The 26324-nt window shown below is 60.4% G+C and carries 25 protein-coding genes; 21 read left to right on the top strand and 4 right to left on the bottom strand.

Features of this window, described 5'->3' with window-relative positions; translation table 11 throughout:
• Window positions 1-19: 19 nt before the first annotated feature.
• Window positions 20-1102: an LLM class flavin-dependent oxidoreductase gene (locus QCBJ_RS10915; RefSeq protein WP_102060809.1), complete on the bottom strand. Its 1083-nt coding sequence runs from the start codon at window positions 1100-1102 to the stop codon at window positions 20-22.
• A 292-nt stretch (window positions 1103-1394) separates the two neighbouring features.
• On the opposite strand from QCBJ_RS10915, the gene QCBJ_RS10910 reads away from it, so the two are divergent.
• The gene (locus QCBJ_RS10910) at window positions 1395-2015 is read left to right on the top strand and encodes a hypothetical protein (RefSeq protein WP_371916665.1); all 621 of its coding nucleotides are present in this window, start codon (window positions 1395-1397) and stop codon (window positions 2013-2015) included.
• On the opposite strand, the gene QCBJ_RS10905 is transcribed toward QCBJ_RS10910, so the two are convergent.
• Window positions 1967-2299 carry a hypothetical protein gene (locus tag QCBJ_RS10905; protein ID WP_012724826.1) on the bottom strand — a complete coding sequence of 111 codons (333 nt, stop codon included), beginning with the start codon at window positions 2297-2299 and terminating at the stop codon, window positions 1967-1969. The genes QCBJ_RS10910 and QCBJ_RS10905 overlap by 49 nt on opposite strands.
• Window positions 2296-2604 (bottom strand): phosphomannomutase, encoded by a 309-nt coding sequence (locus tag QCBJ_RS10900; protein WP_224265927.1) that lies wholly within the window; start codon window positions 2602-2604, stop codon window positions 2296-2298. The genes QCBJ_RS10905 and QCBJ_RS10900 overlap by 4 nt, the downstream gene beginning before the upstream one ends.
• A 219-nt stretch (window positions 2605-2823) precedes the next feature.
• On the opposite strand from QCBJ_RS10900, the gene QCBJ_RS10895 reads away from it, so the two are divergent.
• The 20 genes from QCBJ_RS10895 to QCBJ_RS10800 all read left to right on the top strand — a co-directional run bounded on the left by QCBJ_RS10895 (window position 2824) and on the right by QCBJ_RS10800 (window position 24582).
• Entirely contained in the window at window positions 2824-3264 is a 441-nt protein-coding gene (locus QCBJ_RS10895; RefSeq protein ID WP_102060807.1) for a low molecular weight protein-tyrosine-phosphatase, read from the top strand.
• 180 nt (window positions 3265-3444) lie between these two features.
• Complete coding sequence (locus tag QCBJ_RS10890; protein ID WP_102060806.1) at window positions 3445-5667, top strand: polysaccharide biosynthesis tyrosine autokinase; 2223 nt, start codon at window positions 3445-3447, stop codon at window positions 5665-5667.
• A gap of 73 nt (window positions 5668-5740) precedes the next feature.
• Window positions 5741-7078 (top strand): UDP-glucose/GDP-mannose dehydrogenase family protein, encoded by a 1338-nt coding sequence (locus QCBJ_RS10885; RefSeq protein WP_046034669.1) that lies wholly within the window; start codon window positions 5741-5743, stop codon window positions 7076-7078.
• Between the two features lie 8 nt (window positions 7079-7086).
• Window positions 7087-8388, top strand: coding sequence for a lipopolysaccharide biosynthesis protein (locus tag QCBJ_RS10880; RefSeq protein WP_093541640.1), 1302 nt, complete (start codon window positions 7087-7089; stop codon window positions 8386-8388).
• The gene (locus QCBJ_RS30555) at window positions 8378-8971 is read left to right on the top strand and encodes a DapH/DapD/GlmU-related protein (RefSeq protein ID WP_277419553.1); all 594 of its coding nucleotides are present in this window, start codon (window positions 8378-8380) and stop codon (window positions 8969-8971) included. Before QCBJ_RS10880 ends, QCBJ_RS30555 begins: the two co-directional genes overlap by 11 nt.
• 1 nt (window position 8972) lies before the next feature.
• A complete protein-coding gene (locus QCBJ_RS10870; protein WP_102060805.1) occupies window positions 8973-10205 on the top strand; it encodes a glycosyltransferase family 4 protein in 1233 nt (410 codons plus the stop codon).
• Window positions 10183-11505 (top strand): O-antigen ligase, encoded by a 1323-nt coding sequence (locus QCBJ_RS10865; RefSeq protein ID WP_102060804.1) that lies wholly within the window; start codon window positions 10183-10185, stop codon window positions 11503-11505. The genes QCBJ_RS10870 and QCBJ_RS10865 overlap by 23 nt, the downstream gene beginning before the upstream one ends.
• A 31-nt stretch (window positions 11506-11536) precedes the next feature.
• Window positions 11537-12682, top strand: a complete 1146-nt coding sequence (locus QCBJ_RS10860; RefSeq protein ID WP_012724818.1) for a glycosyltransferase — start codon at window positions 11537-11539, stop codon at window positions 12680-12682.
• On the top strand, window positions 12679-13248 hold the full coding sequence (locus QCBJ_RS10855) for an acetyltransferase (protein WP_043205501.1): 570 nt from the start codon (window positions 12679-12681) through the stop codon (window positions 13246-13248). Before QCBJ_RS10860 ends, QCBJ_RS10855 begins: the two co-directional genes overlap by 4 nt.
• Window positions 13245-14180, top strand: coding sequence for a glycosyltransferase family 2 protein (locus tag QCBJ_RS10850; RefSeq protein WP_046034674.1), 936 nt, complete (start codon window positions 13245-13247; stop codon window positions 14178-14180). The genes QCBJ_RS10855 and QCBJ_RS10850 overlap by 4 nt, the downstream gene beginning before the upstream one ends.
• A gap of 69 nt (window positions 14181-14249) precedes the next feature.
• Entirely contained in the window at window positions 14250-15371 is a 1122-nt protein-coding gene (gene gmd / locus QCBJ_RS10845; protein ID WP_012724815.1) for a GDP-mannose 4,6-dehydratase, read from the top strand.
• Between the two features lie 2 nt (window positions 15372-15373).
• Window positions 15374-16351: a GDP-L-fucose synthase gene (locus QCBJ_RS10840; protein ID WP_102060803.1), complete on the top strand. Its 978-nt coding sequence runs from the start codon at window positions 15374-15376 to the stop codon at window positions 16349-16351.
• Window positions 16351-17559: a glycosyltransferase WbuB gene (locus tag QCBJ_RS10835; protein ID WP_102060802.1), complete on the top strand. Its 1209-nt coding sequence runs from the start codon at window positions 16351-16353 to the stop codon at window positions 17557-17559. The genes QCBJ_RS10840 and QCBJ_RS10835 overlap by 1 nt, the downstream gene beginning before the upstream one ends.
• A 5-nt stretch (window positions 17560-17564) precedes the next feature.
• Window positions 17565-18023: a GDP-mannose mannosyl hydrolase gene (locus QCBJ_RS10830; RefSeq protein ID WP_046034676.1), complete on the top strand. Its 459-nt coding sequence runs from the start codon at window positions 17565-17567 to the stop codon at window positions 18021-18023.
• A gap of 23 nt (window positions 18024-18046) precedes the next feature.
• Window positions 18047-19456 (top strand): mannose-1-phosphate guanylyltransferase/mannose-6-phosphate isomerase, encoded by a 1410-nt coding sequence (locus QCBJ_RS10825; protein WP_102060801.1) that lies wholly within the window; start codon window positions 18047-18049, stop codon window positions 19454-19456.
• Between the two features lie 180 nt (window positions 19457-19636).
• The gene (locus tag QCBJ_RS10820) at window positions 19637-19876 is read left to right on the top strand and encodes a hypothetical protein (RefSeq protein ID WP_046034678.1); all 240 of its coding nucleotides are present in this window, start codon (window positions 19637-19639) and stop codon (window positions 19874-19876) included.
• 88 nt (window positions 19877-19964) lie between these two features.
• The gene (locus tag QCBJ_RS10815) at window positions 19965-21077 is read left to right on the top strand and encodes a polysaccharide biosynthesis/export family protein (protein ID WP_102060800.1); all 1113 of its coding nucleotides are present in this window, start codon (window positions 19965-19967) and stop codon (window positions 21075-21077) included.
• A 12-nt stretch (window positions 21078-21089) separates the two neighbouring features.
• Entirely contained in the window at window positions 21090-21743 is a 654-nt protein-coding gene (locus QCBJ_RS10810; RefSeq protein WP_371916664.1) for a YjbF family lipoprotein, read from the top strand.
• Complete coding sequence (locus QCBJ_RS10805; protein WP_102060799.1) at window positions 21740-22510, top strand: capsule biosynthesis GfcC family protein; 771 nt, start codon at window positions 21740-21742, stop codon at window positions 22508-22510. The genes QCBJ_RS10810 and QCBJ_RS10805 overlap by 4 nt, the downstream gene beginning before the upstream one ends.
• A complete protein-coding gene (locus QCBJ_RS10800) occupies window positions 22507-24582 on the top strand; it encodes a YjbH domain-containing protein (protein WP_102060798.1) in 2076 nt (691 codons plus the stop codon). Before QCBJ_RS10805 ends, QCBJ_RS10800 begins: the two co-directional genes overlap by 4 nt.
• Before the next feature lie 181 nt (window positions 24583-24763).
• Here QCBJ_RS10800 and QCBJ_RS10795 read toward each other — a convergent pair whose 3' ends face one another.
• Window positions 24764-26155 (bottom strand): undecaprenyl-phosphate glucose phosphotransferase, encoded by a 1392-nt coding sequence (locus QCBJ_RS10795; RefSeq protein ID WP_102060797.1) that lies wholly within the window; start codon window positions 26153-26155, stop codon window positions 24764-24766.
• Between the last annotated feature and the right edge of the window lie 169 nt (window positions 26156-26324).

The following is a 26324-nucleotide window of genomic DNA, read 5'->3' as shown; positions in this document are numbered from 1 at the left end:
CTTGGGTTTTGTGTTGTTCTCAGGCTACCTGCTTGGCCTGCTCGCGTTCTGCGATGAGTTGGCGGGTGAGGGGGATCAAGCGCTTGCCGTAATCGATTGCATCATTGAGCGGATCAAACCCACGAATCAGGAATGTGGTAATCCCCAGGTCGTAGTAATCCACCAGCGCTTCCGCGACTTGCTCGGCGGTGCCCACCAACGAGGTGGAGTTGCCCTGTGCGCCGAGCAACCCGGCAATCCCGGTCCACAGGCGCTTATCCAGCCGCGAGCCCTGCGCCGCTGCCGCGAGCAACCGACGCGAGCCTTCGTTCGGCGGTTCGCTTCGTACAAAACCATTCTTCTCGGCCAGCGCCGTGGCCTGCTGCAGGATGCTGTCGGCGCGCGCCCAGGCCAACGCTTCGGTCTCGGCGAGGATCGGTCGCAACGACAAACTGAAGCGAATCGTGCGCCCATGCTTGGCGGCTTCGGCGCGTACCTGGGTCACGATTTCACGCACTTGCTCGTAGGTTTCGCCCCACAGCGCGTAGACGTCTGCATGCTTGCCCGCCACTTCGATCGCGGCCTTGGAGGCGCCGCCGAAATACAACGGGATGTGCGGTTGCTGCGGCGATTTAACGGTGGAGTGCGCTCCTTCGACCTGGTAGTAGGTGCCGTCAAAATCAAAAGGCTGTTCGCTGGTCCATTCCTGGCGCACCACGCTGAGGTATTCGTCGGTGCGCGCGTAGCGTTCGTCCTTGCCGATATGGCTGCCGTCGGCACGCAGTTCGCGGTCGTCGCCACCGGTGATGATGTGCACGGCGGTGCGCCCGCCGTTGAACACGTCGAGTGTGGTGAACTGGCGCGCGGCCAGGGTGGGCTGGGTGAAACCGGGCCGGTGGGCGATCAGGAATTGCAGCTTCTTGGTCACGCTGGCGGCGTGGGAGGCGATCAGCGTGCTGTCCGGGCTGTTGGAATGGAAGGCCACCAGGGCACGGTCGAAACCGGCGTCTTCGTGGGCGCGGGCCACGGTCTCAACGTAGTCGGGTTGCAGGGTAGGGCCGCTGCGTGGATGGATTTCGGAAGCGTGATGGCCGCCGATGTAGCCGATGAATTCAATGCTCATGGTCTGTCCTTATCTGGGGCGTGGTCTCTTGCGGGATGGGCACCTCCACCGGGCAGGGGGTCGGATATTCATGTCCAAAGTAGGGGCAGGGACAGCGCCTGTAAAATGCCGTTTGGTTCTAACCTAATTATTAAAAAAAATAGTATTAACCTTTCGCTGTATCAGGAAAATGCATTTTAGCCTGAAGCCTCGTCGGGCTTTCAGCACCATCCTGACCGTAGATAACGTTGTAATTTCCCCGATGCTCAGGTCTGATGGGCGCCGAAAGGGGCACGTCGATGGTTGGGGAATGATGCGCGCAGAACTTGCACACTATGGCGGCATTACCGTCATGATTCCGGCCGCCATCATCATTGCGGTGTGGCTGAGGTATTCGAACCCATGGGCACTTCGCGCCTGGGGCATCACCGTCGGCGTTAGTTATTCGATTGTCGCGTTCAGTAAGTTGCTGTTCAAAGGCTGGGGTTTGTCGTTTGAGCCTTTGGACATTGCCGTATTAAGTGGGCATGCCATGAACACGACCCTGATGATCACCGTGGCAGCGAGTCTGATTGCGCGCCAGTTCAATCCGCTATTACGCTGGCCGGCGGCGGGGGTGGGGTTAATGGCCAGTGCCTGGTTCAGTGCCTATTGTGTTGCGCCTTACATCCATCCGCTGAACGAAGCATTGGCCGGTGCCACGCTGGGGGCTGTGGCGGCCATGGCGTTTCTGTGGCGAATCGAGCCCGTTGACGTCAAGGTTTCCCCGGCCTACATCGGTGCCGGCCTGGCAGCCTTGCTGGTGTGCGCCATGGCGCCCAAGTACAACGCCGAGTTGCTGCTCAACCGCGTGGCAATCACCCTCTCAGGTGCCGAACGCGCCCATCAAGAGCCTTCCTGGCGACTGGAAGCAGCGCACAGCAGGGCCGAGTAAGTCACCAGGTCCAGCGCCCGGTTGCTTTCCACCATCAGTTCCAGCAACACCGTTTGCGCGTTGAAGCGCTGCACATCCCCGCGACGCCGCGCCTCGATCATCTGCTTGAACAGCGTATGGGTGATCTGCTGCGGCGAGCTGCCCTGCAGCTGTTCCAGCCAACGGCCGATCGCCAGGGTATTGCGCCGGTACTGTGTGCCCACCGCCGGCTCGGCGAAACCTTCAAACATCCCCGTGAGCTTTCTCAGCGCGTAGCTGCGTATTACATCGTCCAATAGGCTCATGGCCGCTCCTCAGTGCCGGAGATATTCGCCAGCAATTCGGCGGTCTTGACCTGCATGAACTGGCTGTCGCCACGACTTTCCACGCACAGGCACACCGACGCCGCATCACTGACCTGCAACTTGAAACGCCAATCGGCAAACACCATCGACAGCCCAGAGCCGGACTCGTCGCTGTCCAGGGAGTTATCGGCATACAACACCTGCATGCGCTCGACGACGCGGGTCGAGTTATTCACTTCAACATGAATATTTCCCGAAGAAGGAAATAGGCCAATACGCTCTACCAATAACTTTGATGTGTTCATGGCCGTCCCTCGTTGTTGCTCTCAGGCGGCACTTTATTATGCGAAAAGGGAAAAGTAATGGAATGTTATTTTTAGTCGGTTAATACACTTTTGTTATTTTTCGTCTGTCTCGATGGGTAGTCGAAGTCGTGGGCTTGTGATCATAATCGCCTCGCTGCTTGAAGTAAGGTCATCCCTTTTACTACCGGGTTAATACAGTACGGCGCGTGGGAGGTTGCCTTGTTCAATAGGATTTTGATTGTGTGCGTCGGCAATATTTGTCGCAGCCCCACGGCAGAAAAGTTACTGCGCAATGCGCTTGCGTCCTCCGCTATAGAAGTGAGTTCGGCGGGGCTCGCCGCGTTGCGTGATAGTCCTTTGGAGCCTACGGCTTCACTGGTGCTTGCCGAGCATGGTCATGCGCCTGGCGCACACCGGGCGCGTCAACTGACGAGTGATGCGGTGAGTGACGCGGACCTTGTCCTGGTGATGGAACAGCGGCATATCGACGAGGTGCTCAGCCTCGCTCCGGAGGCTCGGGGCAAGGTGTTCCTGCTGGGTAAATGGCAATACAACCGAGAGATCATGGACCCTTATCGTCAAGGCAAGCCGGCCTTTGTTCACGCGTATGCGTTGATAGAACAAGCCACTCAGGCATGGGCACAACGCTTAGTTAGTTAAGTGTGCGTGGAGGCGGTTGGATACTCTAAGGGATCCGTTGGCGTTGAATAGTTAGGAATATTGTTGGGCAGGCTCGAGTGAGAGTTTGTGTATTGAGTGAAGCCGTTAAACGTGCATGGAGCCGGGCGTCTTGCACCCTGTGCCATTCCTTGACTATTGGTTAGAAAAAAGAACTGACTTATGCAATCAGCACCCGCAATCGCGTCGCACAACGGCGAAGAAACTGATCTCGACTTCATGCTGTTGTTGGGCACTTTACTGGACCATAAGTGGCTGATCGGTGGCATCAGTATTGCGTTTATGGCGTTGGGGGCGGCCTACGCCGTGTTGACGCCTCCTATTTACCAGGCGACTGCGCTGGTTCAGGTGGAGCCGAAGAAAAGCGACATGCTGGGTTTTTCTGACGTCGGCAGCCTGCTCGGCAAGGAGTCGCCCACGGTCACGGAAGTCGAACTGATCCGTTCGCGAATTACCATTGGCACCGCTGTCGACAACCTCAATCTCGATCTTGAAGTGAAGCCCAAGCGCTTTCCATTGATCGGCGACTTCATGGCTCGGCGCTTCAAACCCGCGCAGGCGCAGGCGGTCGCCAGCCCATGGCTCGGACTGTCCAGCTACGGCTGGGGCGGCGAAGAGCTGAGATTTTCGCAGTTGCACCTGCCTGCCGACCTGTTGGGCCAGGCACTGACCCTGACGACCGGTAGCGGCGACAGCTTTACCCTGTCAGACCAGGACGACACGGTGTTGCTGACAGGGCAGGTGGGTCGTTATTACGAAAGCGATGGCATCAAGCTCAAGGTCGAGGTACTTCAAGCCAACCCTGGCGCGCAATTCAGCGTAATCCGTTCACCGCGGCTCACCAGCATTCTGCGCTACCAGAAGTTGCTCGATGTGGCGGAGCGCGGCAAGGAATCGGGAATTATCGGCCTGGCGCTGGAAAGCACCCGGCCTGCGGCGGCCATTCAAGTGCTCAATGAGGTGGCGCGTATCTATGTGCGCCAGAATATCGACCGCACGTCCGCAGAGGCTGCCCAGAGCCTGGCCTTTCTCAAGGATCAGTTGCCGCAGGTACGCAAGGATGTCGAGCAGGCTGAGACAGCGCTGAATAAGTTTCAGATCCGCAACAAAACCATCGATATCAGCCTCGAGGCCAAGGCGATTCTCGACCAGATCGTCGCACTGGACGCGAGCATCTCGGAACTCAAGATGCAGCAGGCCGAGATCGAACGAAAATTCACCCCCCAGCACCCGGTGTATCGGGCACTGCTGACACAATTGGCAGAACTCACTGCACGTCAGAATGAGCTGGCCAAGAAGGTCGAGAGCCTGCCCACCACTCAGCAAGAGCTGCTGAGCCTGACCCGAGACCTGAAAGTCAGCACCGAGATCTACACGCAGTTACTGAACAAGTATCAGGAATTGGATGTGATGCGCGCCGGCACGGTCGGCAATGTGCGCCTGATCGACACGGCCGATGTCGACTTGAGGAACCCGATCAGGCCGCAAAAAGCCTTGATTTTCGTGATCGCCACGCTGCTCGGTGCCTTTGTCGCGATTGCACTGGTGCTGTTTCGCAAAGCGCTCAACCGCGGCGTATCCAACCCCAATGAACTGGAAAAACTCGGCTTGCCGGTCTACGCAGCGATCCCGTTCAGTGCGATCCAGAAAGACATGGACCAGAAGCTCGGTCGTACCAACAAGCCCGGTGCTACGCAGTTGCTTGCGCTCAGCAACCCAACGGACCTTGCCATTGAAGGGCTGCGCAGCCTGCGCACGAGTCTGCATTTCGCCATGTTGGAAGCCGGTAACAACCGCCTGATGATTTCCGGGCCCAGCCCGCAGGTTGGCAAGACCTTCGTCTCGTCGAACCTGGCAGCGGTGGTGGCTCATTCGGGGCAGCGAGTGCTGTTGGTGGATGTGGACATGCGCAAAGGCTACTTGCACAAGGTCTTTGGTATTCCGGCTGAGGACGGGCTGTCCGACCTCCTGGCCAAGCGCTGTGAGCTCGGTGCCGTGATCCATCCAACGGAGGTGGAGAACCTTCACGTCCTTGCGCGTGGGCGGATACCCCCGAACCCATCGGAGCTGCTGATGCATGCCAACTTCAGCGAATTCCTGGAGCACGTCAGCGCCCTGTATGACCTGGTGATCCTCGATACGCCACCGTTTCTCGCCGTCACCGATGCAACCATCGTCGGACGCCAATCCGGTACCAATTTGATCGTGGCCCGCTTCGAGCTGAACTCGGTGCGGGAGGTGGAATTGACGATGCGTCGTTATCAGCAGAATGGGATTGAGCTTAAAGGCGCGATTTTCAACGGCATTGAGAAACGCTCATCCGCCAAGTACGGGTACGGCGCCTACAGCTATTACCACTACGAGTACACCTCAGACAGCGTTTGATCTTGGATGGCAGGCAATTGCAGTCCAACGCGCAGCACGTCTACCACTGGCCGCAGGTTCAAAGAGAAACGCTATGAAAGTCACCGTTTTTGGCATTGGTTATGTAGGGCTGGTCCAGGGGGCGGTACTCGCTGAAGTCGGTCACGACGTGCTGTGTGTCGATATCGATGCGCATCGGGTTGAACGCCTCAAGCAGGGGCACATCCCGATTTATGAGCCAGGCCTGGAGACCCTTGTCAGGGAAAACCATGCGGCCGGTCGCTTGAATTTCACCACCGACGCCGTGGCTGCGGTCAAGCACGGCGAAGTGCAGTTTATCGCCGTGGGCACACCACCGGATGAAGACGGTTCGGCCGACTTGAAGTATGTGCTGACGGTGGCCGAGACCATCGGGCAGCATATGCAGGCCCCGCTGACCATCATCGACAAGTCCACGGTTCCCGTAGGTACGGCCGACAAAGTCAGTGCGCGCATTGCCGCCATGCTCGCCCTGCGTGAGCGCGCCGACTTGGCCTTTGACGTCGTGTCCAACCCGGAATTTCTCAAGGAAGGCTGCGCGGTGGCTGACTGCATCAGGCCGGACCGTATTGTCATCGGCACTGCCAGCCGGCATGCCGAAGCGGTGATGCGCGAGCTCTATGCGCCGTTCAATCGCAACCACGAAAAGATCATTGTGATGGACGTGCGCAGCGCTGAGTTGACCAAGTACGCCGCCAATTGCCTGCTCGCCACCAAGATCAGCTTCATGAACGAGATGGCCAACCTGGCCGAGAGATTGGGTGCCGACATCGAGATGGTACGTCAGGGGATCGGTTCCGATCCGCGTATCGGCTATCACTTTCTCTATGCGGGGGCGGGGTACGGCGGGTCGTGCTTCCCGAAGGATGTCCAGGCGCTGATCCAGACGGCCGAAACCATCGACTTCGATGCCACGCTGCTCAAGGCGGTGGAGCGGCGCAACGTTGAACAGAAACACAGCGTGTTCAACAAAATATCCACGCACTTCAACGGCGAGCTGGCGGGTAAGACATTCGCGCTCTGGGGGCTCAGTTTCAAGCCCAACACCGATGACATGCGCGAGGCACCAAGCCGGGTATTGATGGAAGCCCTTTGGCGTGCGGGGGCCAAGGTGCAAGCCTTTGATCCGGAAGCCATGGAGGAAACCCAGCGCATTTATGGCGACCGCGATGACTTGCGCCTGTGCGGCACCAAGGAAGCCTGCCTGAAAGGCGCCGACGCCTTGCTGATCGTCACCGAGTGGCAAGTCTTCAAGGCACCGGATTTCACCGTGATCCAGCAGCAGCTCAAGCAGCCGCTGATCTTCGACGGGCGCAACTTGTTCGACCCCGCCAGTGTGCTGAAGAAAGGTATTCACTACGTATCCATCGGGCGACCTCTCAACTCGGTATAGGTCTTCCCATGAGCGTGCTTAAAAGAATCGTCAGCGGCATTGGCGCCAATTCGTTTGGCCAGGTGGTGAACCTGCTGATCCAGTTGGTGAGTGTCCCGGTGCTGATTGCCAGTTGGGGCTTTGGCGCCTACAGCGAGTGGGTTGTGCTGTCCGCGATTCCGACCTATCTGGCGCTGTCCGACCTGGGAGTGACCACGGCGGCATCGAGCAAGGTGGTGATCTGGCATGAACGAGGGCGGTTGAAGGTCGCGCGTGCGGTCTACAGCACCAGCTTTGCGTTTTTGCTGCTGGCGGGGCTCAGCGTGTTGTTGCTGGCCGTGGGGTCGCTGGCTTTTTTTGATCTGTTCAGCCTGCTCAATCTCACGTCGATCAGGAGCGGTGAGGGGGTGCTGATCCTCTCGGCCCTGACGGGCTATTCGCTGCTTTGCCTGTTTACGAACATGATCTCGATCCGCTACCGGGCCTGTAAAGCCCTGCCATTGTCGTCATTCATCATGAACGTCATCCGCATGCTGGAGTGGTCGGCCGCCTTGTCGTGTGCCTACCTCACCCAGAGCCTGGTCGCCACCAGCCTGATGCTGCTGGGCGTCCGTTCGGTTGGCATCGTGAGCAAGAACCTGATCGCCAATCGATTGGGCGTCACCTTGGGTTTCAACCCGTCAGCGATCGGCAGGCGCGCGTTCGTGACCTTGATCAAACCGTCACTTGCGTCGCTGGCCTTTCCCATTGGCCTGGCGCTGAACGTGCAGGGGCTGATCATTCTGTTGTCGGTGCTGCTGTCTCCGGCCCACGCGGCGATATTCGGCTTGTACCGGACCATTTCGCGGGTGCTGGTGCAGTTCTCGACGGTGGTGAACCAGTCCCTCTGGCCGGAAATTTCCTATGCATTCTCCATCGGTGACAACCAGTTGGTCAGGAAAATGATCCGGTATGCCTTGAAATTCTCATTGCCCATTGCCTGTGTGATGGGTGCGTTGGTGGTGCTATTTGGCGGGACGATTTTTGATCTGTGGTCGGGCCGCAAAGACGACTACTCCTCCAGCATCATGCTGGTGCTGATTATCGGTGCGCTGACCCACGTGGCCTGGCAGGTCTATTGGGTCGCCTTGATGGCGACGGCGTCCTATTCGTCATTTGCCGTGGTGTTCATGCTGGTGTCGGTCGCCAGCAGCCTGGCGGTATTTTGCCTGGCGCCAGACTATGGGTTGCTCGGCGTCTGCTATGTGCTGGTCGCTACCGAAGGGGTGCTGTTCTGCTTCGCCAAGCGCGGTTTTCATCGTCTCGAAAGGAGGATGGCCCGTGCTGATTAATCACCTGGTCCACCATCGATTGAAAGTCAGCCTGCTGAAGCCGGCTGGGCTCAAGTACCTGGCCAAGCGCTTACTGCTGCTGGGCCGATTGCTCAAGGCTCATCACCTTCAACGTGCCTTGCACCGACAGGGCGCCACCCTGGGATCGTTGGTGATGATCAACGCGGTGGAGTTCGAAGGTGCCGTGGCGCGTTTCAGCGTCGGCACCGGCAGCTTTATTGGCAAGCGCACGTTTATCCAATTGCATGCACCCGTCCGGGTCGGGGCGCATGTGGCGATTAATGAGGGGGTGCGGATCCTGACGGGCACCCATGACCTGGACGATCCCGCGTGGCGGCTGAAGGTGGCACCCGTTGTGATCGGCGATTACGCATGGATCGCCACCGACGCGATGATCCTGCCGGGGGTGACGATTGGCGAAGGTGCCGTCGTAGGCGCGGGCAGTGTGGTCGGCCGCAATGTGGAGCCGTACACCGTCGTGGCGGGTAATCCGGCGCGGGTCATCCGCTTGCGTGCGACGCGTACGTTTACCTACAGCCCGGTCCGCTCAAGTGCTGTCGTCGAAGCCTGGATGGGCAAATAAGATGATCCTGGTCGCTCATCCCGTCGGTAATCAGAATGTCCGTGCATTGCTACGTGCCTTGAATCAACGGCAGCTGCTGCATTCCTTTCATACCTCGTTGGCCCTGCATAAGGACTCGTTGCTCTGCCGCCTACCGGTCGTGGGCAAGGAGTGTTTGCGGCGCACGTTTGATCAGGTCGACGGCGCTTTGCTGCACAGCTACCCGCGCTACGATGTGCCGCGCGTACTCTGCGACAAGCTGAAGTGGTACCGCTTCACGCAGCGCAACATCGGAATATTTTGCCCGGAAAATGTGTACAACCACATTGACCAGGCCAGCGCCAACTTCCTGCACAGGGCACCGCGCAAACCCAGTCAGGTGTACGGTTATGACGGCAAGTGCCTGGGCCTGTTCAGCGCGGCTCGGGACATTGGAGGCATCGCCCTCAATTATGAGGCCGCCTTCGGCTCTATCGCCTATGCGTGCAGGGTGCTTGACCATGAGCGCGAGGCCAACCCGGCCTGGCGGGCGAGCATTCCGAACATCAGTGACGACACGGTACGCAAACAGACCGCTGAGCTGACGTTGGCGGACCGCATCATTGTGGCGAGCACGTTTGCCAAGCGAACCTTGGGTGATTACGGCATTGCCGCCGACAAAGTTGCGATAACACCCTACGGTGCCCCGGCGCCGATGCTGCGCCATGAGGTGAATGCCCGGCCAGGCGCGCGGTTGAAAGTGATTTATGTCGGTGCGCTGACCCAGCAAAAGGGCATCTCGTATTTTTTCGACGCACTGAGCCTTGCCGCGAGCAGCGTTGCCCTGGATGTCACCGTGATCGGCGCAGACTACGCCAACGGTCGCAACCAGGCGCTCAATAGTGAACTGAAGAAGTACCAGTGGTTCAGTTCTGCGTCCCACGATGAGGTCATCCGGCACTTGCAGGAGGCGGATGTACTGGTCCTGCCGTCACTCGCCGAAGCGTTCGGCCTGGTCGTCGGTGAAGCGCTGTCCATGGGGACGGCGGTCATCGTGTCGCAGAACTGTGGCGCGGCGGACCTGGTCGTCGATGGCGTCAATGGTTATGTGGTGCCGATCCGGTCCGCCGAAGCCATCGCCCACCGTCTGGTGGAACTGGCGCAGGACAAGGAAAAACTCAACGGGTTGAAGCGCAACGCGGTGTTGTCTGCCGGTGGTACGACGTGGGAGAGCTACGCCAAGGGGGTGATGGATGCAATCCTTTGCCAGTCCTGACACGGTCAGCCTGCGTGAGCGCTACCGGGTCCGTGTGGTCAGTGCGTTCGTGCTCATCTACCTGTTCATCCTGTTCGAAGGGATCTTGCGCAAGTGGGTGATGCCGGGCCTCAGCTCGGCCATCTATTTCATCAAGGACCCGATCGTCCTTTACATCTATTGGTGCGCCTACCGGTTCGGCTTTTTCTCGAAAAACCTGGTGTCGGCTTACTTCGTCGTGCTGGTGCTGGTGTTCTTCGTGCTGGTGTCGGCGTTTTTGTTGACCCGTCCCGAAGGCTTCGTCATCTACGGGTATGGGGTGCGCAATTACCTGCTGTATTTCCCGCTGATATTTGTCGCCGGCAAGACGATCAGGCTGATGGATGTTTACCGTTTTGCCCGGATCACATTGTTCGCGGCGATCCCGATCAGCGTGCTGGTGGTGCTGCAATATTCGTCCGGGCCACAGGCTTACGTGAACAAGGGCATTGGCGATGATGACTTCATCTTCATGATTGCCGACGGCGTCGTCAGGCCTTACGGCACCTTTACCTTTACCGCCGGGCACGTGGTGTATGTGTCGGCGTGCTTTGCGTTCCTGGTGGCGGCGATTTTTGACAAGGCCTTGTTCCGTGCGGTGTTCGCGCGGCGTTATGTGCTCTTCGGCGTGTCGGCGGCTTCGGTGGCGGTGATGTGCTTCCTCACGGGGTCCAGGGCCATCTATGCGTACGCGGCAATTGTGCTGCTGGCCGCGCTGATGGTCGCCTTGATCAAGAAGTCGCAACGTAACCTGCTGTCGTTGTTTTTCCTGGCTGCTGCGTTATTCGTCAGCCTGCTGATCTTCATGTCCACCGACAGCTACCAGGTGCTGGTGGAGCGAAACCGCAGCGCCGTTGCCAGCGAAGGCTCGCCGGTCACTCGCGCGTTCTCCAGCCTGTATGCCTTCACCCGTGTGGTCGACGACGCACCCCTGTGGGGGCATGGCATTGGTTCAGGCACCAACGCGGCTTCGACAATCCTGCGCGCAGGGCGAGAGCAGGGCGCGGGGTTTCTATTGGCCGAAGATGAATGGTCACGAATCGTGCTCGAAATGGGCCTTCCCGCAGGGCTGATGTTCATCCTGTTCAGGGTATTCGTCCTGCTCTGGCTGCTGCTCAGGTCCTACAAGGCGTTGGTCAGGCAAGGCACGGGTGTCCCGTTGCTGCTGTGCGGCTTCCTGGCGCCGATTTTGTTCAACGGGGTAATGACCATGCAGGGCACGTTCCTGGCGTTTGGCGTGCTCTACGCATGCCTGATCCTCGCGGCCTGCAAGAAAACCTGAATCTACTCAACGCATCAGCGGACGACAGCACTTGAAGTTACTTAGAATCATCTCTTCGGTTAAACCGGAAAAAGGCGGGCCCATCAACGCGGCTCGGGAAATCGACACGCTGCTCACCCAGGACGGGCATCGCGTGGATGTGCTGACGCTGGACGGCGCGTTCGCTGTCGACTATCCCGGCACCGTGCATTTCATGGGGCCAAGCCGGTTTGGGTACGGGCTGAACGGCAACATTCGCCCATGGCTGGAACAGCACGCGCGTGACTATGATTTTTTCATCATCAACGGTCTGTGGCAGTACCACGGCTTTGTTGCCCGCCAGGTGCTTAACAAGCTGGGCCGACCGTACATCGTGTACACCCACGGCATGCTGGATCCCTGGTTCAAGCACGCTTACCCACTCAAGCATTTGAAGAAATGGTTGTACTGGCCGTGGGGCGAATACCGGGTGCTGCGGGATGCGCGGCGCGTGGTGTTCACCAGTGAAGAAGAGCGGATCCGTGCACGCGAGTCGTTTTGGCTCTATCGCGCCAACGAAACGATTACGGCCTACGGTACTTCCAGCCCACCGCTCGACGATGCGCGCCTTGCGCACGACTTCGTCACTGAGCATCCGCAGCTCAAGGGCAAGCGGGTGGTGTTGTTCCTGAGCCGTATTCACGAGAAAAAGGGCTGCGATCACCTGTTGCAGGCCTTTGCTCAGGTGGCCGGGCAGGACGCGCGTTTGCACTTGGTGATGGCTGGCCCTGACCAAGGGGGTTGGGTGCAGGCGCTGCAGGCGCAGGCTGTGCAATTGGGTATCGCTGATCGCGTAACGTGGCCCGGCATGCTGCAGGGCGCCGCGAAGTGGGGCGCGTTCTACGCCGCCGAGGTGTTTTGCCTGCCTTCGCACCAGGAGAATTTCGGCGTGGTCGTGGCTGAGGCGCTGGCGTGCGGCAAGCCCGTGCTGATCAGTAACAAGGTGAATATCTGGCGTGAAATCGAGAAAGACGCCGTAGGGTTTGTCAGCGACGACACGGCGGCGGGCGCCCTGCAAAACCTGCAACGCTGGTTGCAGCTGGATGCGCCCGGTTACGCGCAGATGTCCCAGCGAGCCAAGGTGTGTTTTACCGAGCGCTTCCATATCCGGCGGGGTGCACAGCGCCTGCTGGAGATAGTGCGGGAGTGTTTCCCATGATTCTCCAAGGTAATGATCCGCATCGCTCACCGTCATTCTCCCTGGGCCATCGGTTGCGCCGTCAGCTCTGGAACATGGTGTATGTGTTGCTGTTTCGCACCAGCCCACGCCCGTTTCATGCCTGGAGGGCCTTCCTGCTCAGGTTGTTCGGCGCACGGCTGGGCAAGGGGGTGCACGTGTATCCACGGGCAAAGGTCTGGGCACCCTGGAATCTGGAGCTGGGTGACCATGTCGGTATTGCCGACGGCACCACCCTGTACAACATGGCGTTGATTCGCATCGGGCGCTACAGCGTGATTTCCCAGGGGGCCCATTTATGTGGCGGCTCCCACGACTACAACAGCAAGAACTTTCAGCTGTATGCAAAACCCATCGTGCTGGGGGACCACGTGTGGGTGTGTGCCGAGGCGTTTATCACCTTGGGTGTCAGTGTGGCGGATGGCGTGGTGGTGGGGGCTCGCACTTTGGTGATCAAGAGCATCGTGCAGCCATGGACCGTGCACGCCGGGCATCCGGCCCGGCAAATCGGCGAGCGTACCCAGCACCTTCAGGCGGTGATGCCATGAACCGTGAAACCATCAGCGTCATCATCCTCACCTACAACGAGAGCCTGCACATCGCCCGGGCCATCGACTCGGTGCGCGCCTTCAGCGATGAAGTGCTGGTGGTGGATTCATTCTCCAGCGACGACACCTGCGACATCGCCCGACGCCACGGCGCGCGGGTGGTGCAGCACGCGTTCATCAACCAAGCCAAGCAGTTCCAATGGGCGCTGGACAACTTACCGATCACCGGCAACTGGACGATGCGCCTGGACGCCGACGAAATCATCGAGGCCGACCTCGCCGCCGCGATCAATTCCCGCCTGCCGACATTGGCCAGCGACATCACCGGCATCAACTTCAAGCGCAAGCATATTTTCATGGGCCGCTGGGTACGCCATGGCGGCCGCTACCCCCTGAAGATGCTGCGGCTGTGGCGCACGGGCCTGGGGCGCATGGAAGACCGTTGGATGGACGAGCACATCTCGGTGGCCGAGGGCCGCACCATCACGCTGGAAGGCGGGTTTGCCGACCATAACCTGCATGACCTGACCTTCTTCACCCACAAGCACAACCAGTACGCCACCCGTGAAGCCATTGAAGTGCTCAACGCACGGCTCGGGTTGTTCGCGATCCGCGATGAAGTGCATACGGGGCAGAGTTCGTTCCAGGCCAAGGCCAAGCGGCTGATCAAGAACCGCCTGTATAACCGCGTGCCGTTCACCCTGAGCTCGACGGCGTATTTCTTGTGGCGCTACATCATTCAACTGGGGTTTCTCGATGGCCGCAGCGGCCTGGTCTATCACCTGCTCCAGGGTTACTGGTACCGCTTTCTGGTGGGCGCGAAAGTGCTCGAGCTGGAGACCGCGATTGCGCATTTAAACGATAAGGAAGCCATTGTCCGCGAACTTTCAAAGTTGACCGGACATAACTTGAACCTGCCCACACCGAAGTAACTGACCGTTTTTAACAAACACCCAAGTTTGGGTGTCGGCCTTCGCTCGCCTATCAATCGGGAGACAGACATGAACAAAGTCGCGCTTATTACCGGGATTACCGGTCAGGATGGCTCGTACCTGGCGGAACTGCTGCTGGAAAAAGGCTATACCGTGCACGGTCTCAAGCGACGTTCATCGTCGTTCAATACCCAGCGCATCGATCACATTTACCAGGACCCCCAGGCCCTGCATAAAAACCTGATCCTGCACTACGGCGACCTGGCCGATTCGTCCAACCTGACGCGCATCATCCAGCAGATCCAGCCCGACGAAATCTACAACCTCGGCGCGCAATCCCATGTGGCTGTGAGCTTTGATTCTCCGGAATACACCGCTGATGTGGATGCCTTGGGCACCCTGCGCATCCTCGAAGCGATCCGCCTGCTGGGCCTGGAAAAGAAGACCCGGTTCTACCAGGCTTCGACCTCCGAGTTGTACGGCCTGGTACAGGAAACCCCGCAAAAGGAAACCACGCCGTTCTACCCGCGCTCGCCCTATGCGGTGGCCAAGCTGTACGCCTACTGGATCACCGTGAACTTCCGCGAGGCCTACGGCCTGTATGCCTGCAACGGCATCCTGTTCAACCACGAATCGCCGCGCCGTGGTGAAACCTTCGTGACACGCAAGATCACCCGTGCGCTGACTAACATCGCCTTGGGTCTGGAACAGTGCCTGTACATGGGCAACATGGATGCCCTGCGTGACTGGGGCCACGCCAAGGACTACGTGCGCATGCAGTGGATGATGCTGCAGCAGGACCGCCCGGAAGACTTTGTGATTGCCACCGGCGTGCAGTATTCGGTGCGCGACTTTATTCGCTGGTCGGCGGCGGAGTTGGGGCTGCAGTTACGTTTTGTCGGCGAAGGCGTGGAGGAGGTGGCGGTGGTCGAGCAGATCGACGGCGACCTGGCCCCTGGCATCCTGGTGGGGGATGTGATTGTGCGGGTGGACCCGCGTTACTTCCGCCCGGCAGAGGTGGAGACGCTGCTCGGCGACCCGTCCAAGGCCAAGCGCTCTTTAGGTTGGGTGCCTGAGATCAGTGCGCAGGAAATGTGTGCCGAAATGGTCCGCGAAGACCTCAAGGTCGCCCAGCGTCACGCCCTGTTGCGCCTGCATGGGCACGACGCACCGATTGCCGTGGAGAACTGAGCATGGCACGCGATCTTGATGCACGGATCTTTGTCGCCGGCCATCGCGGCATGGTCGGTTCGGCCATTGTTCGCAGGCTGTGGGCGCTGGGGTATACGCAGATCCTTACCGCTGGCCGCGATGAACTGGACCTGCTCGACTCGGCGGCGGTGCAGGCGTACTTCGCCGGGCACCGTGTGGACCAGGTGTACCTGGCGGCCGCCAAGGTCGGCGGGATTCACGCCAACGCCACGTACCCGGCCGATTTCATTTACCAGAACCTGATGATCCAGGCCAACGTGATAAACGCTGCCCACAGCCGCGGCGTGCAGCACCTGTTGTTCCTTGGCTCATCGTGCATCTACCCGGTGCATGCGCCGCAGCCGATGATCGAGGCGGTGTTGCTGGACGGCGCGCTGGAGCCCACCAACGAGCCCTACGCGGTGGCCAAGATTGCCGGGATCAAGCTGTGCGAGAGCTACAACCGCCAGCACGGGCGCGATTACCGCAGCGTGATGCCGACCAACCTGTATGGGCCGGGTGATAACTATCACCCGGAGAACAGCCACGTGATTGCAGCCTTGTTGCGACGTTTTCATGAGGCGACCCAGCGCGGTGATGACGAGGTGGTGATCTGGGGCAGCGGCCGCCCGCGCCGTGAGTTTTTGCATGTGGATGATATGGCGGCGGCCAGCGTGCACGTGATGGAACTCGACGCCGCGCGCTATCGCGAGCAGACCCAGCCGATGCGCTCGCACCTGAACGTCGGCACTGGTGTGGATTGCACCATCGCCGAGCTGGCAGAGGCGCTGGTGCGGGTCACCGGGTTCCGGGGGCGCTTGCGCTTCGACGCGAGCAAGCCCGACGGCGCGCCGCGCAAGTTGCTGGATGTAAGCCGTATCAACGCCCTCGGTTGGGAAGCCTACGTGCCGTTGGAAGAGGGCCTGCGCGATGCCTACAACGCTTACCTCGCCGCACTCGAACAGCCTCGGGGCCAGTGATGAAGATCCTTCTGTATGGCATCAATTACAGCCCGGAGCTGACCGGCATCGGCAAATACAGCGGGGAACAGGCGCGCTGGCTGGCGGCGCAAGGGCATGCAGTGCGCGTGGTGACCGCACCGCCGTATTACCCGCAGTGGCAGGTGGGCGAGGGCTATTCGCCGTGGCGTTTTCGCACCGAGCAGGACGCCGGCGTCACCGTGATTCGCTGCCCGCTGTACGTGCCGCGCCAGCCCACGGCGCTGACGCGCCTGCTGCACCTGGTGAGCTTTTCCGCCAGCTCGTGCCTGGCGGTCCTGGGGCAACTGCGCTGGAAGCCGGACCTGGTGATCCTGGTGGTGCCCACGCTGTTTTGTGCGCCCCAGGCGCTGCTGCTGGCCAAGCTGAGTGGCGCGCGCTCGGTGCTGCATATCCAGGATTATGAAGTGGATGCGATGTTTGGCCTGGGCATTGGCGGCGGCTCGCTGCTGCGACGCTTGGCGTTCGGCATCGAGGGCTGGCTGTTGCGGCGCTTTGATCGGGTCTCGACGATTTCCAGCGGCATGCTCGACAAGGCCCGTGGCAAAGGCGTGAACAGCAAGCGGCTGATGTTTTTTCCCAACTGGTCGGAGACTGCGCGTTTCCGCCAGGTGCCGCACAACCGCGCGTTGCTGGAACGCTTGGGTGTGCCGCCGGGCGCCAAGGTGCTGTTGTACGCCGGCAATATCGGTGAGAAGCAAGGCCTGGAGCTGATTCTGGATGCGGCGCGGGCCCACGTCGATCGTACGGAGGTGGTGTTCCTGATTGTCGGCCAGGGCACTGGCAAGGCGCGCTTGCTTGAGCGTGTACACAACGAAGGCCTGCGCAATGTGCTGTTCGCGCCCTTGCAGGCTTACGAGGATTTACCCGCGCTGCTGGCCTCGGCTGACGGGCACCTGGTGATCCAGAAACGTGGGGTGGCCGATTCCGTCTTGCCGTCCAAGCTCACCAACATTCTGGCGGTGGGCGGTCATGCAATTATCACCGCCGACCCCGGCACCACCCTCGGCCGCCTGTGCGAGGAGCACCCGGGCATTGCGGTGTTGATCGAACCGGAATCGCTCGCGGCGCTGAACGCCGGGATCGAGCAGGTTCTGGCATTGCCTGCGCGCAATAGTGTGGCGTTGAACTACGCCAAGGAGTTCCTCGACAAGGAACGCATTCTGCAACGTTTTCTGGCACAGGTCTGACGGGTATGTGGCTTGATTTACCGACCTTCCAAACGGTCGTAGCGTCGACGCCCCTGGTGGCGATTGACTTGGTGGTACGCAACCGTCGTGGCGATGTTTTGCTCGGTCTGCGTGTGAATCGACCGGCCTACGGCTTCTGGTTCGTGCCCGGTGGGCGCATCCAGAAAAACGAAAGCCTGGACGGCGCCTTCCGACGCATCACCCAGGATGAACTGGGGCGCCCCTTCGAGCGCGCGACTGCCCGGCTGCTGGGGGTGTTCGAGCATTTCTACGATGACAGTGTGTTTGCCAACGCCGGGGCTGGGCCGGACACCCACTATGTGGTGCTCAGCTACTGCCTGGAGCTGGCCGGCGACGAAACCCTGCAGCCGCCTGCGGGACAACACCAGCAATACCGTTGGTGGCCGGAGGATGAACTGCGTTTCAGCCAGCGGGTGCACGCCAACACCCGCGCCTATTTCTGATGCTCTCGCCCAAGGATGCCCTCATGTTAATACCCGTAATCATGGCTGGCGGTTCGGGGTCGCGCCTGTGGCCGCTCTCGCGGCAATTGAACCCCAAGCAGTTCCTGCGCCTGACCGATGCGCATCTGTCGATGCTGCAGCAGACCATCACACGCCTGACCGGCGCCAACGTGGGCTTGCCGCAGTTGATCTGCAACGAGCAGCACCGCTTTCTGGTGGCTGAGCAATTGCGCCAGTTGGGCCTGGAACAGGCGAGCATTCTGCTGGAACCGGTGGGGCGCAACACGGCGCCGGCCATCGCGCTGGCGGCGTGCAAGGCGGTGGCCGAGGCCCACGACCCGGTCCTGCTGGTGCTGGCGGCGGACCACCTGATCGAAGACATCCCGGCGTTCCATGCCAGCCTGGAAGTGGCGTTGCCCCTGGCCCGGGCCGGCAAGCTGGTGACCTTCGGCATCACTCCCACCTGCGCGCACACCGGCTACGGCTACCTCGAACAGGGCGCGGCGGTGGGCGAGGGCGGTTACCGGGTCAAGCGCTTTGTCGAGAAGCCGAACGCCGCCACCGCCGCGAAATACGTGGCCAGCGGTGACTACGCCTGGAACAGCGGCATGTTCATGTTCCGTGCCAGCCGTTACCTGGAAGAGTTGGAACGCTTTCAGCCGGCGATCCTCGAAGCGTGTCGCGTGGCGTTGGAAGGTGGCAGCCAGGACCTGCCGTTCACCCGCGTGCACAGCGCAACGTTTGCCGCGTGCCCGGACGTCTCCGTCGACTACGCCGTGATGGAAAAAACCAGCGAGGCGGTGATGGTGCCGTTGCAGGCCGGCTGGAGCGATATCGGCTCGTGGTCGGCGCTGTGGGAGGCCAGTGCCAAAGATGCCAACGGCAATGTGCTGCGCGGCGATGGGCTGGCGCTCGACACCCGCGACACCTACGTCCACGCCGACAGCCGATTGGTCGCCACTGTCGGGGTGCAGGACCTGATCATTGTCGAGACCAAGGACGCGGTGCTGGTGGCGCACAAGGATCAGGTGCAGCAGGTCAAGGGCATCGTCGACCAGCTTAAACAGGCGGGGCGGCATGAGCACCTCAACCACCGTGAAGTGTATCGGCCGTGGGGCATGTATGACTCGGTGGACAGCGGCCAGCGCTACCAGGTCAAGCGCATCACCGTGAAGCCGGGGGCCAAGCTGTCGGTGCAGATGCATCACCATCGCGCCGAGCACTGGATTGTGGTGAGTGGCACGGCGCGGGTCACCAATGGCGAGCAGACGTACCTGGTCTCGGAGAACCAGTCGACCTATATCCCTATCGGCCAGGTGCACGCGCTGGAAAACCCAGGCGTGATCCCGTTGGAGTTGATCGAGGTGCAGTCGGGGTCTTATTTGGGCGAGGACGACATTGTGCGCTTTGAAGACAAGTACGGTCGGGCCTGAAGTTTTCCGACAATTAATAACGTTTTAAATAACTTCACGGGCGCCAATGTATTGAAGGCCGGGCGCTTCGCCGATAAAACGTTATTTTTTAACCGCGGCGTTAATTATTCGCCGTCTGGTGCGCTGTTTAGTTGAATGGCACTATCGGACTGACCATTCACTGACGATAAGGAGTCTGAGATGAGAACACCACTGGCTATTATTGTACTCAGTATCCTGAGTACTTCTGCGTTGGCCGTTGAGTTGCCGTTGGGGCTCGATACCACGGTGGCGGGCACGGTGACGGTGGGGCAAACCCTGCTGGTCGGCAGCGCCCTCATCGCCGGTGTTGCGGCGGTTTCCAACAGCGGCGGCAGTTCCAATGGCGGCACCACCACGGGTACCACCGGCACGACCGGCACGACCGGTACCGGCAACTAAGTTGTAAACCTTCCGCTTTTCAGACCGCTTGGAATCCCCACCCAAGTGGTCTTTTTTTCTTGTCGATTATCGCGAGTGTCCTAGCACTATGATGCGTATTTTTTCTGTTGCGGCTGTGGCCGCTGCATTGTTGCAAGGCTGCATGTTTGCCCCGGGCCAATATATGGACACGGCGGCGATGACCGAGCAGGGTGGCGCTGAAAGTAGCCGCGTGGATTTAATTCCAATAACGCCCAAGTTACTCGCCATGGACGCGGCCACCCAGGTGCCGTATTCCATCCCGGCAGAACTGTTGAGTTATAAGCCTGGCCCGTATTTGATCGGCGCCAATGATGCGCTGTATATCACGGTGTGGGATCACCCCGAACTGACGGCGCCTTCCGGTCCACAACAACAGATCGATGCCAACGGTCGCCTGGTCAGCCCCGAGGGCAACCTGTTCTACCCCTACGTGGGCGAACTGACTGCCAAAGGGCGCTCCATTGAAGCGTTGCGCAGCGAGATCACCGACAAGCTACGCCAGTACATCGACAGTCCCCAGGTGGACGTCAGCGTGCTGCGGTTTGCCAGCCAGCGTGTGGTGATCACCGGCGCGGTGGCCAAGGCCGGGCCGGTGCCGATCACGACTATCCCGATGAACGTGATGGAGGCCATGGGCGCCGCAGGGATCGACCCGCTCAATGCCGACCTGTCGAACCTCACGCTCACCCGTGACGGCAAGCGCTACACCCTGGACCTCGACACGCTCAACCTTGCACAGTCGCGCGTGAACGACATCTACCTCAAGGACGGCGACCAGTTGTACCTGGCCTACAACGACCGCAAGCGCATCTATGTGATGGGGGAGGTCATGCAGCCTCGCGCCCTGAGCTTCAAGACCCGCAGCATGAACCTCTCCGACGTGCTCGGCTCGGTGGGCGGGATCAACCAGAACACCTCCAACGCGGATGCCATCTACGTGATCCGTGGCGCGCAGAACATCGCGACAGAGCCGGCCAAGGTGTACCAGCTGGAAGCCGCGTCTCCGTCGGCCATGGCACTGGCCACGCGCTTTGATGTGCAGCCCCAGGATGTGGTGTTCGTCGGCCCCGCCAATATCACCCGGTGGAACCGCTTTATCAGCCAGTTGATCCCTTCCGCCACGATCGTCGGCATTGGCGCGTCCACCCAGAACAACCTGAGCGAAGCCAGCAACCGATAGGGTGGAACCTGCGTGAACACTCTGAAAATCGCTACGTATGCGGGGTTGGCGTGGCTGTTGGCTGGTTGTAATCCGTTGATGACGGCCTCTCTCGATACCTTTAAGGCCGCCGTGGCCGGGCCTGCGCCGCTGGGGTTGACCCAAGCCCAAGTGGATGCGGTGCCGTTTCCCCAGATCAAGGTCACCACAGTGTCCAGCGAAGGCGTGATGGCGCTGATTCGCCAGCACGACGACCTGCAATTCTGGGTCGCGTCCGGCAAGCAAGTGCTGATGCTGCGCGACGGCCTGGTGGTGCGCACGGTCGGCCTCGGGGCTGACTTGGATGGCACGCGTTGGCAGGGGCAATCGCCCTTTCAGCAAGGGCTGCACCGGGTGCCGGATGGCTACCTCAGCACACGGCAGATCGACCTGGTGGGCGGCTATCGGATGGGCATTACGGTCACCAGCCGCCTGACGCGCAAGGGCATCGAAACCCTCGAGATTCTGGACAAGCCCTACGCTCTGTTACGGATTGACGAAGACGTGGAGGCGGCCGGTTTTCACGCCCGCAACCGCTACTGGGTGGACCCGGTGAACGGTTTTATCGTGCAGAGCGAGCAACACCTCACGCCCGACCTGAGCCTGACCATCACCCAACTGCAACCGACCCGCAAGGACGCCCGATGATTGTTCGACGACTCGGGGCGCTGCTGCTGTTATGTGGCTGCGCCCCGCTGTGCCTGGCCGCGACCCTGACGGTCAGCGGCCAGGTGCGTAACCCAGGCCCTGTGGTGCTGCAAGCCGACGCGCGTTTGCTGGATGTGATCACTGCTTCGCAACCGGATGCCCAAGGCTATTGGCTCGGGGCTGCCTGGTTGCATCAGCCTCTGCTTGAAGCCCAGGCACGGCTCAAGGCCGGTGTGTTGTTCGACCTGCAAACCCTGCGCCAGGCCGCGTTGGTGGCAGGGCGCGAAGATCGGGCCCGTGCAGCGGCGCAGCTTTATCAGCAAGTGCAGGCGTTGCCGGTGACCGGCCGCCAGGCGGCGGTGCTAGACCCGGTAGCGGTGGAAGTGGGGTTTGCGCCAAACCTGCCGGTCAGTAGTGGCGACCGCCTGGTGTATCCGCCAAGGCCCGACAGCGTGCGGGTACTGGGCGCGGTTGCCGGTGCGTGCACCTTGGCATTTGCGCCGTTGCAGCAGGGGAGCGCCTACCTCGACGCATGCCCGGCGTCGAAGGCGGCGGACACCGATTACCTGTGGCTGATCCAGCCCGACGGGCACGTCACGCGCCTGGGCATTGCACCCTGGAACCGCGAGGAGGGCGCGCCGCCCGCGCCCGGCAGCACGTTGCTGGTGCCGATCCGCAGCGACGACCTGGACCCGCCCACGCCTGAACTGAATCAGCAATTGGCTGAGTTTCTCGCCACCCAACCCCTGGCCGAGGTCACGCCTTGAAATTATGTATTGCGGCCGTGCTGCTGGTGCCCTGTGGCGTCGTGCATGGCGATCCCCGTTACACCCAAAGCGATTTCGGCGGCGTGGGCTTGCTGCAAACCCCCACCGCGCGCATGGCCCCCACCGGCGAACTCAGCGTCAATGCCAACCGCACCGAACCCTACAGCCGCTACAGTTTTTCGGCGCAGCCCCTGGACTGGCTGGAAGGCACCTTTCGCTACACCGCGATCACCAACCGTCCCTATGGCGCCGAGTCGTTCAGCGGCGGCCAGAGTTACAAGGACAAGGCTGTCGACGCCAAGGTGCGCCTGTATCAGGAGACCCACTGGCTGCCCCAAGTGGCGTTGGGGTTCATGGACTTGGGTGGCACCGGGCTGTTTTCCAGCGAATACCTGGTGGCCAGCAAACGCTACGGCGATCTCGATTTCAGCGCCGGTATCGCCTGGGGTTACCTGGGCAGCCGGGGTGACTTGGGTAACCCGTTGGGCGCGCTGGACGATCGTTTCGACGAGCGGCCCACCGCCGAGGGTTCCGGCAGTTTTTCCAATGGCTACTTTCGCGGCCGCCCCGCGCTGTTTGGCGGCATCGCCTACCAGACGCCCTGGGCGCCGCTGAGCCTCAAGCTCGAAGTGGAAGGCAACGACTACAAGAACGAACCGCGGGACAACCGCTTTCGCCAGGATTCGCCGGTCAACGTCGGTATGGTCTATAAGCTCGACGATTCCATCGACCTGAGTGCTGCCTGGGAGCGGGGTAATACCGCGATGTTCGGCGTCACCCTGCACACCAATTTCGTCAGCCGCAAGGCTCCGGTGAAAACCTACGACCCACCGGCACCCAAATTGCCGGCCAAGGCACCGACCACGCCGCTGGACCAGGTTGATTGGGCCGCAGTATCCCAGCGCCTGCACGACAATGCCGGCTACACCGTGCAACGCATCACGCAACGCGGGCCGGAGCTGTTGGTGTATGGCGAACAGCAGCGCTATTTCTACAGCGCCAAGGCGGTGGGGCGCGCCAGCCGGATCCTCGACAACAGCGTGAATGACCAGATCGATTGGTTCACCCTGGTCAGCGAACGCTATGCCATGGGCATCGAGGAAACCAGCGTGCCCCGCGAGACCTTTCGCGAGGTGGTCAACCACCGTGAAGATCTGCAGGCCCTGCACCGCCAGGTCGAGGTCAATCGCGCCAGCGAGCGCGCGCAAACGGTGCTCTACACCCAGCCGCCGACACCCTTCAGCTATGGCGCAGGCCTGGGCTACAAACAGAACGTCGGCGGGCCGGACGGCTTGCTCTATCAGGTTTCCGCCGACTTCGACGGCGAATACCGCTTCACTCGCACGACCTGGTGGAGCGGCATGTTGAGCGTCAACCTGCTAAACAACTACGACGGTTTTACCTACGATGCACCCACGGGTTTGCCACGGGTACGCACCGACCTGCGCAAGTACATGACCAGCGCCGACGTGACGTTGCCGACCTTCCAACTCAACCATGCGCAGCGCCTGGATCAGGACGTGTACGGCATGGTCTATGGCGGTTTGCTGGAGTCGATGTATGCCGGGGTCGGCAGTGAAGTGCTGTACCGGCCGATGGGCAAGGGATGGGCAGTGGGCGCGGACCTGAACTATGTGCGCCAACGTGGCTTCGAGCAGGATTTCAGCCTGCGCGATTACCGCACGGTCACCGGCCATATCACCGGCTATACCGACCTGCCGTTCAACCTGCAGGGTGCGTTGAGCGTCGGCCGCTACTTGGCCAGGGACTGGGGCGCAACGTTGGACCTGTCGCGGCAATTCAACAACGGTGTGCGTATCGGCGCGTGGATCACCCGTACCAACGTGTCCAAGGAAGCGTTTGGCGAAGGCAGCTTCGACAAGGGCCTCTACCTGTCCATTCCGTTCGATGAGTTGATGAGCCTGTCGACCATGCGCCGTGCCAACCTGGTGTGGGCACCGCTGACCCGCGATGGCGGGGCACGCTTGAATCGCGCGTATTCGCTGCATTCGATGACGGATGGACGCGACAGTGAACTGTTCTACCAGAACATCGACAAGATCACGGAGTAACGGGTGGGGTCGCGTTCAAGTGTGGGAGGGAGCAAACCCTAATGCCGGTCAGTTAAGGGCGAAAACTGTACCTGTGGCGAGGGAGCTTGTCGAATCGTCACACCGTCCCGTTGGGCCGCGCAGCGGCCCTAAAATAGGACTGCTGCGCAGTCCAACGGGACGATTCGACAAGCTCCAGCGCTCAGTAGATATCCTTGGATAAAAGCGTAAACGGCGTCTTCAGCAGAATCTTGATGTCCAGCCACAGCGACCAGGTATTGATGTAATGCAGGTCGATATCCACGCGCCGCTGCATCTTCTCCAGGGTCTCGGTCTCACCCCGGCAGCCACTGACCTGCGCCAGGCCGGTGATGCCGGGCTTGATGCGATGGCGCGCCATGTAGGCGTGAATCTTCCCCGAGTAGAAGTCATTGTGGGCAATCGCGTGGGGACGCGGGCCGACCAGGGCCATATTGCCCTGCAGCACGTTGAACAGCTGCGGCAATTCATCGATGGAGGTACGGCGGATAAACCGGCCGACCGGGGTGATGCGTGAGTCGTTGCGGCTGGCCTGGCGCACCTCGTGATCGTCATGCACGCGCATCGAGCGGAACTTCCACACCTTGATCACCTGGCCATTCCAGCCATGGCGGTCCTGCTTGAAAATCACCGGGCCGGGGGAGGTGAGCTTGATCAACAGCGCAAACAGCAGCAACAACGGGCTCAACACCAGGATCGCCAGCAAGGCCAGGCTCTTGTCCAGCAACGACTTGCTCAGGGCCGCAGTGGGGCGGCTGGTCAGCGGGCTTTCATTGAGGAAGATCGCCGGCAGACCATCGACTTCGGCCACGCAATGATTGAGCAGCAGCATGTTGTTGAGGTCGGGCACCCAGATCACATCCACGCTGATCTCCAGCAGGTTGAGGTAGAGCGCCTCGATGTGGGTCGCGTCCTGCAATGAGTGAGTGATGTAGAGCCGGCGAATACCGTGTTGCCGGATCAGGTGCGGCAATTGCGGCAGCTCGCCGAGTATCTGTGGGTGTGCGTCCTGGGCTGCCTCGGTGTGGCTGCCGACCAGACCCACCAACGGCGAGTGTTTCTGGCGAGACAAGGTGTTAGCAAGGTCGACCGCGAGTTTGCCGGTGCCCACGATCAATGACTTGTGCCGTTGGTAAAGTTGCCGATGGTAATACCGCGACAGGCTGTGCAAGGGGATATAGCACAGCGCCAACAGTGGGTAACTGACAGCGCCCCACAACAGCAGAATCTCCAGGGGAAACAATGAACTGGCATTGCAGGCAACACCCACCGCGAACACGATACCCACGGTAAGTAACCAACCCATGAACAGTCGCCCAAGGCCCACGCCATAGTCATCTTTCTTGCTGTAGACATCACAGAAGGTATAAGCCGGTAGCGACGCGAGTAGGGTGAAGGCCGCCAGGATCCGATAGTTATAATCAAGTTGGCCGGTCTTCAAAGACACCAACATAAACAACAGTGTTACAACTAAGCCCGATGCGAGCGTCCATTGGCCCCAGAACGTCAAACCCTTAGGGGTCAGGTGGCGATGCATTCTAGTATTATTCAGCATAGTTCTGCTCCCGGTGGTGACCACACACGTGGTGGCAGGGCTTGATCACGCGGCGCAATACCGCACTAAAACAACAGGCACGCGCAGGCGCGTACCCATGGATAGTAATGAAGGGCAGGGGGCATTGGCTGACGACTTATAACAAGGTCGGCGTAATGTGATCAGCAGG

The organism is Pseudomonas sp. QC2, from assembly GCF_002859085.1.
In the GTDB taxonomy this organism is placed as follows: Bacteria; Pseudomonadota; Gammaproteobacteria; order Pseudomonadales; family Pseudomonadaceae; genus Aquipseudomonas; species Aquipseudomonas petroselini.
The sequence above is the reverse complement of the archived record's forward strand: the minus strand, read 5'-3'. Positions and strand labels throughout refer to the sequence as shown.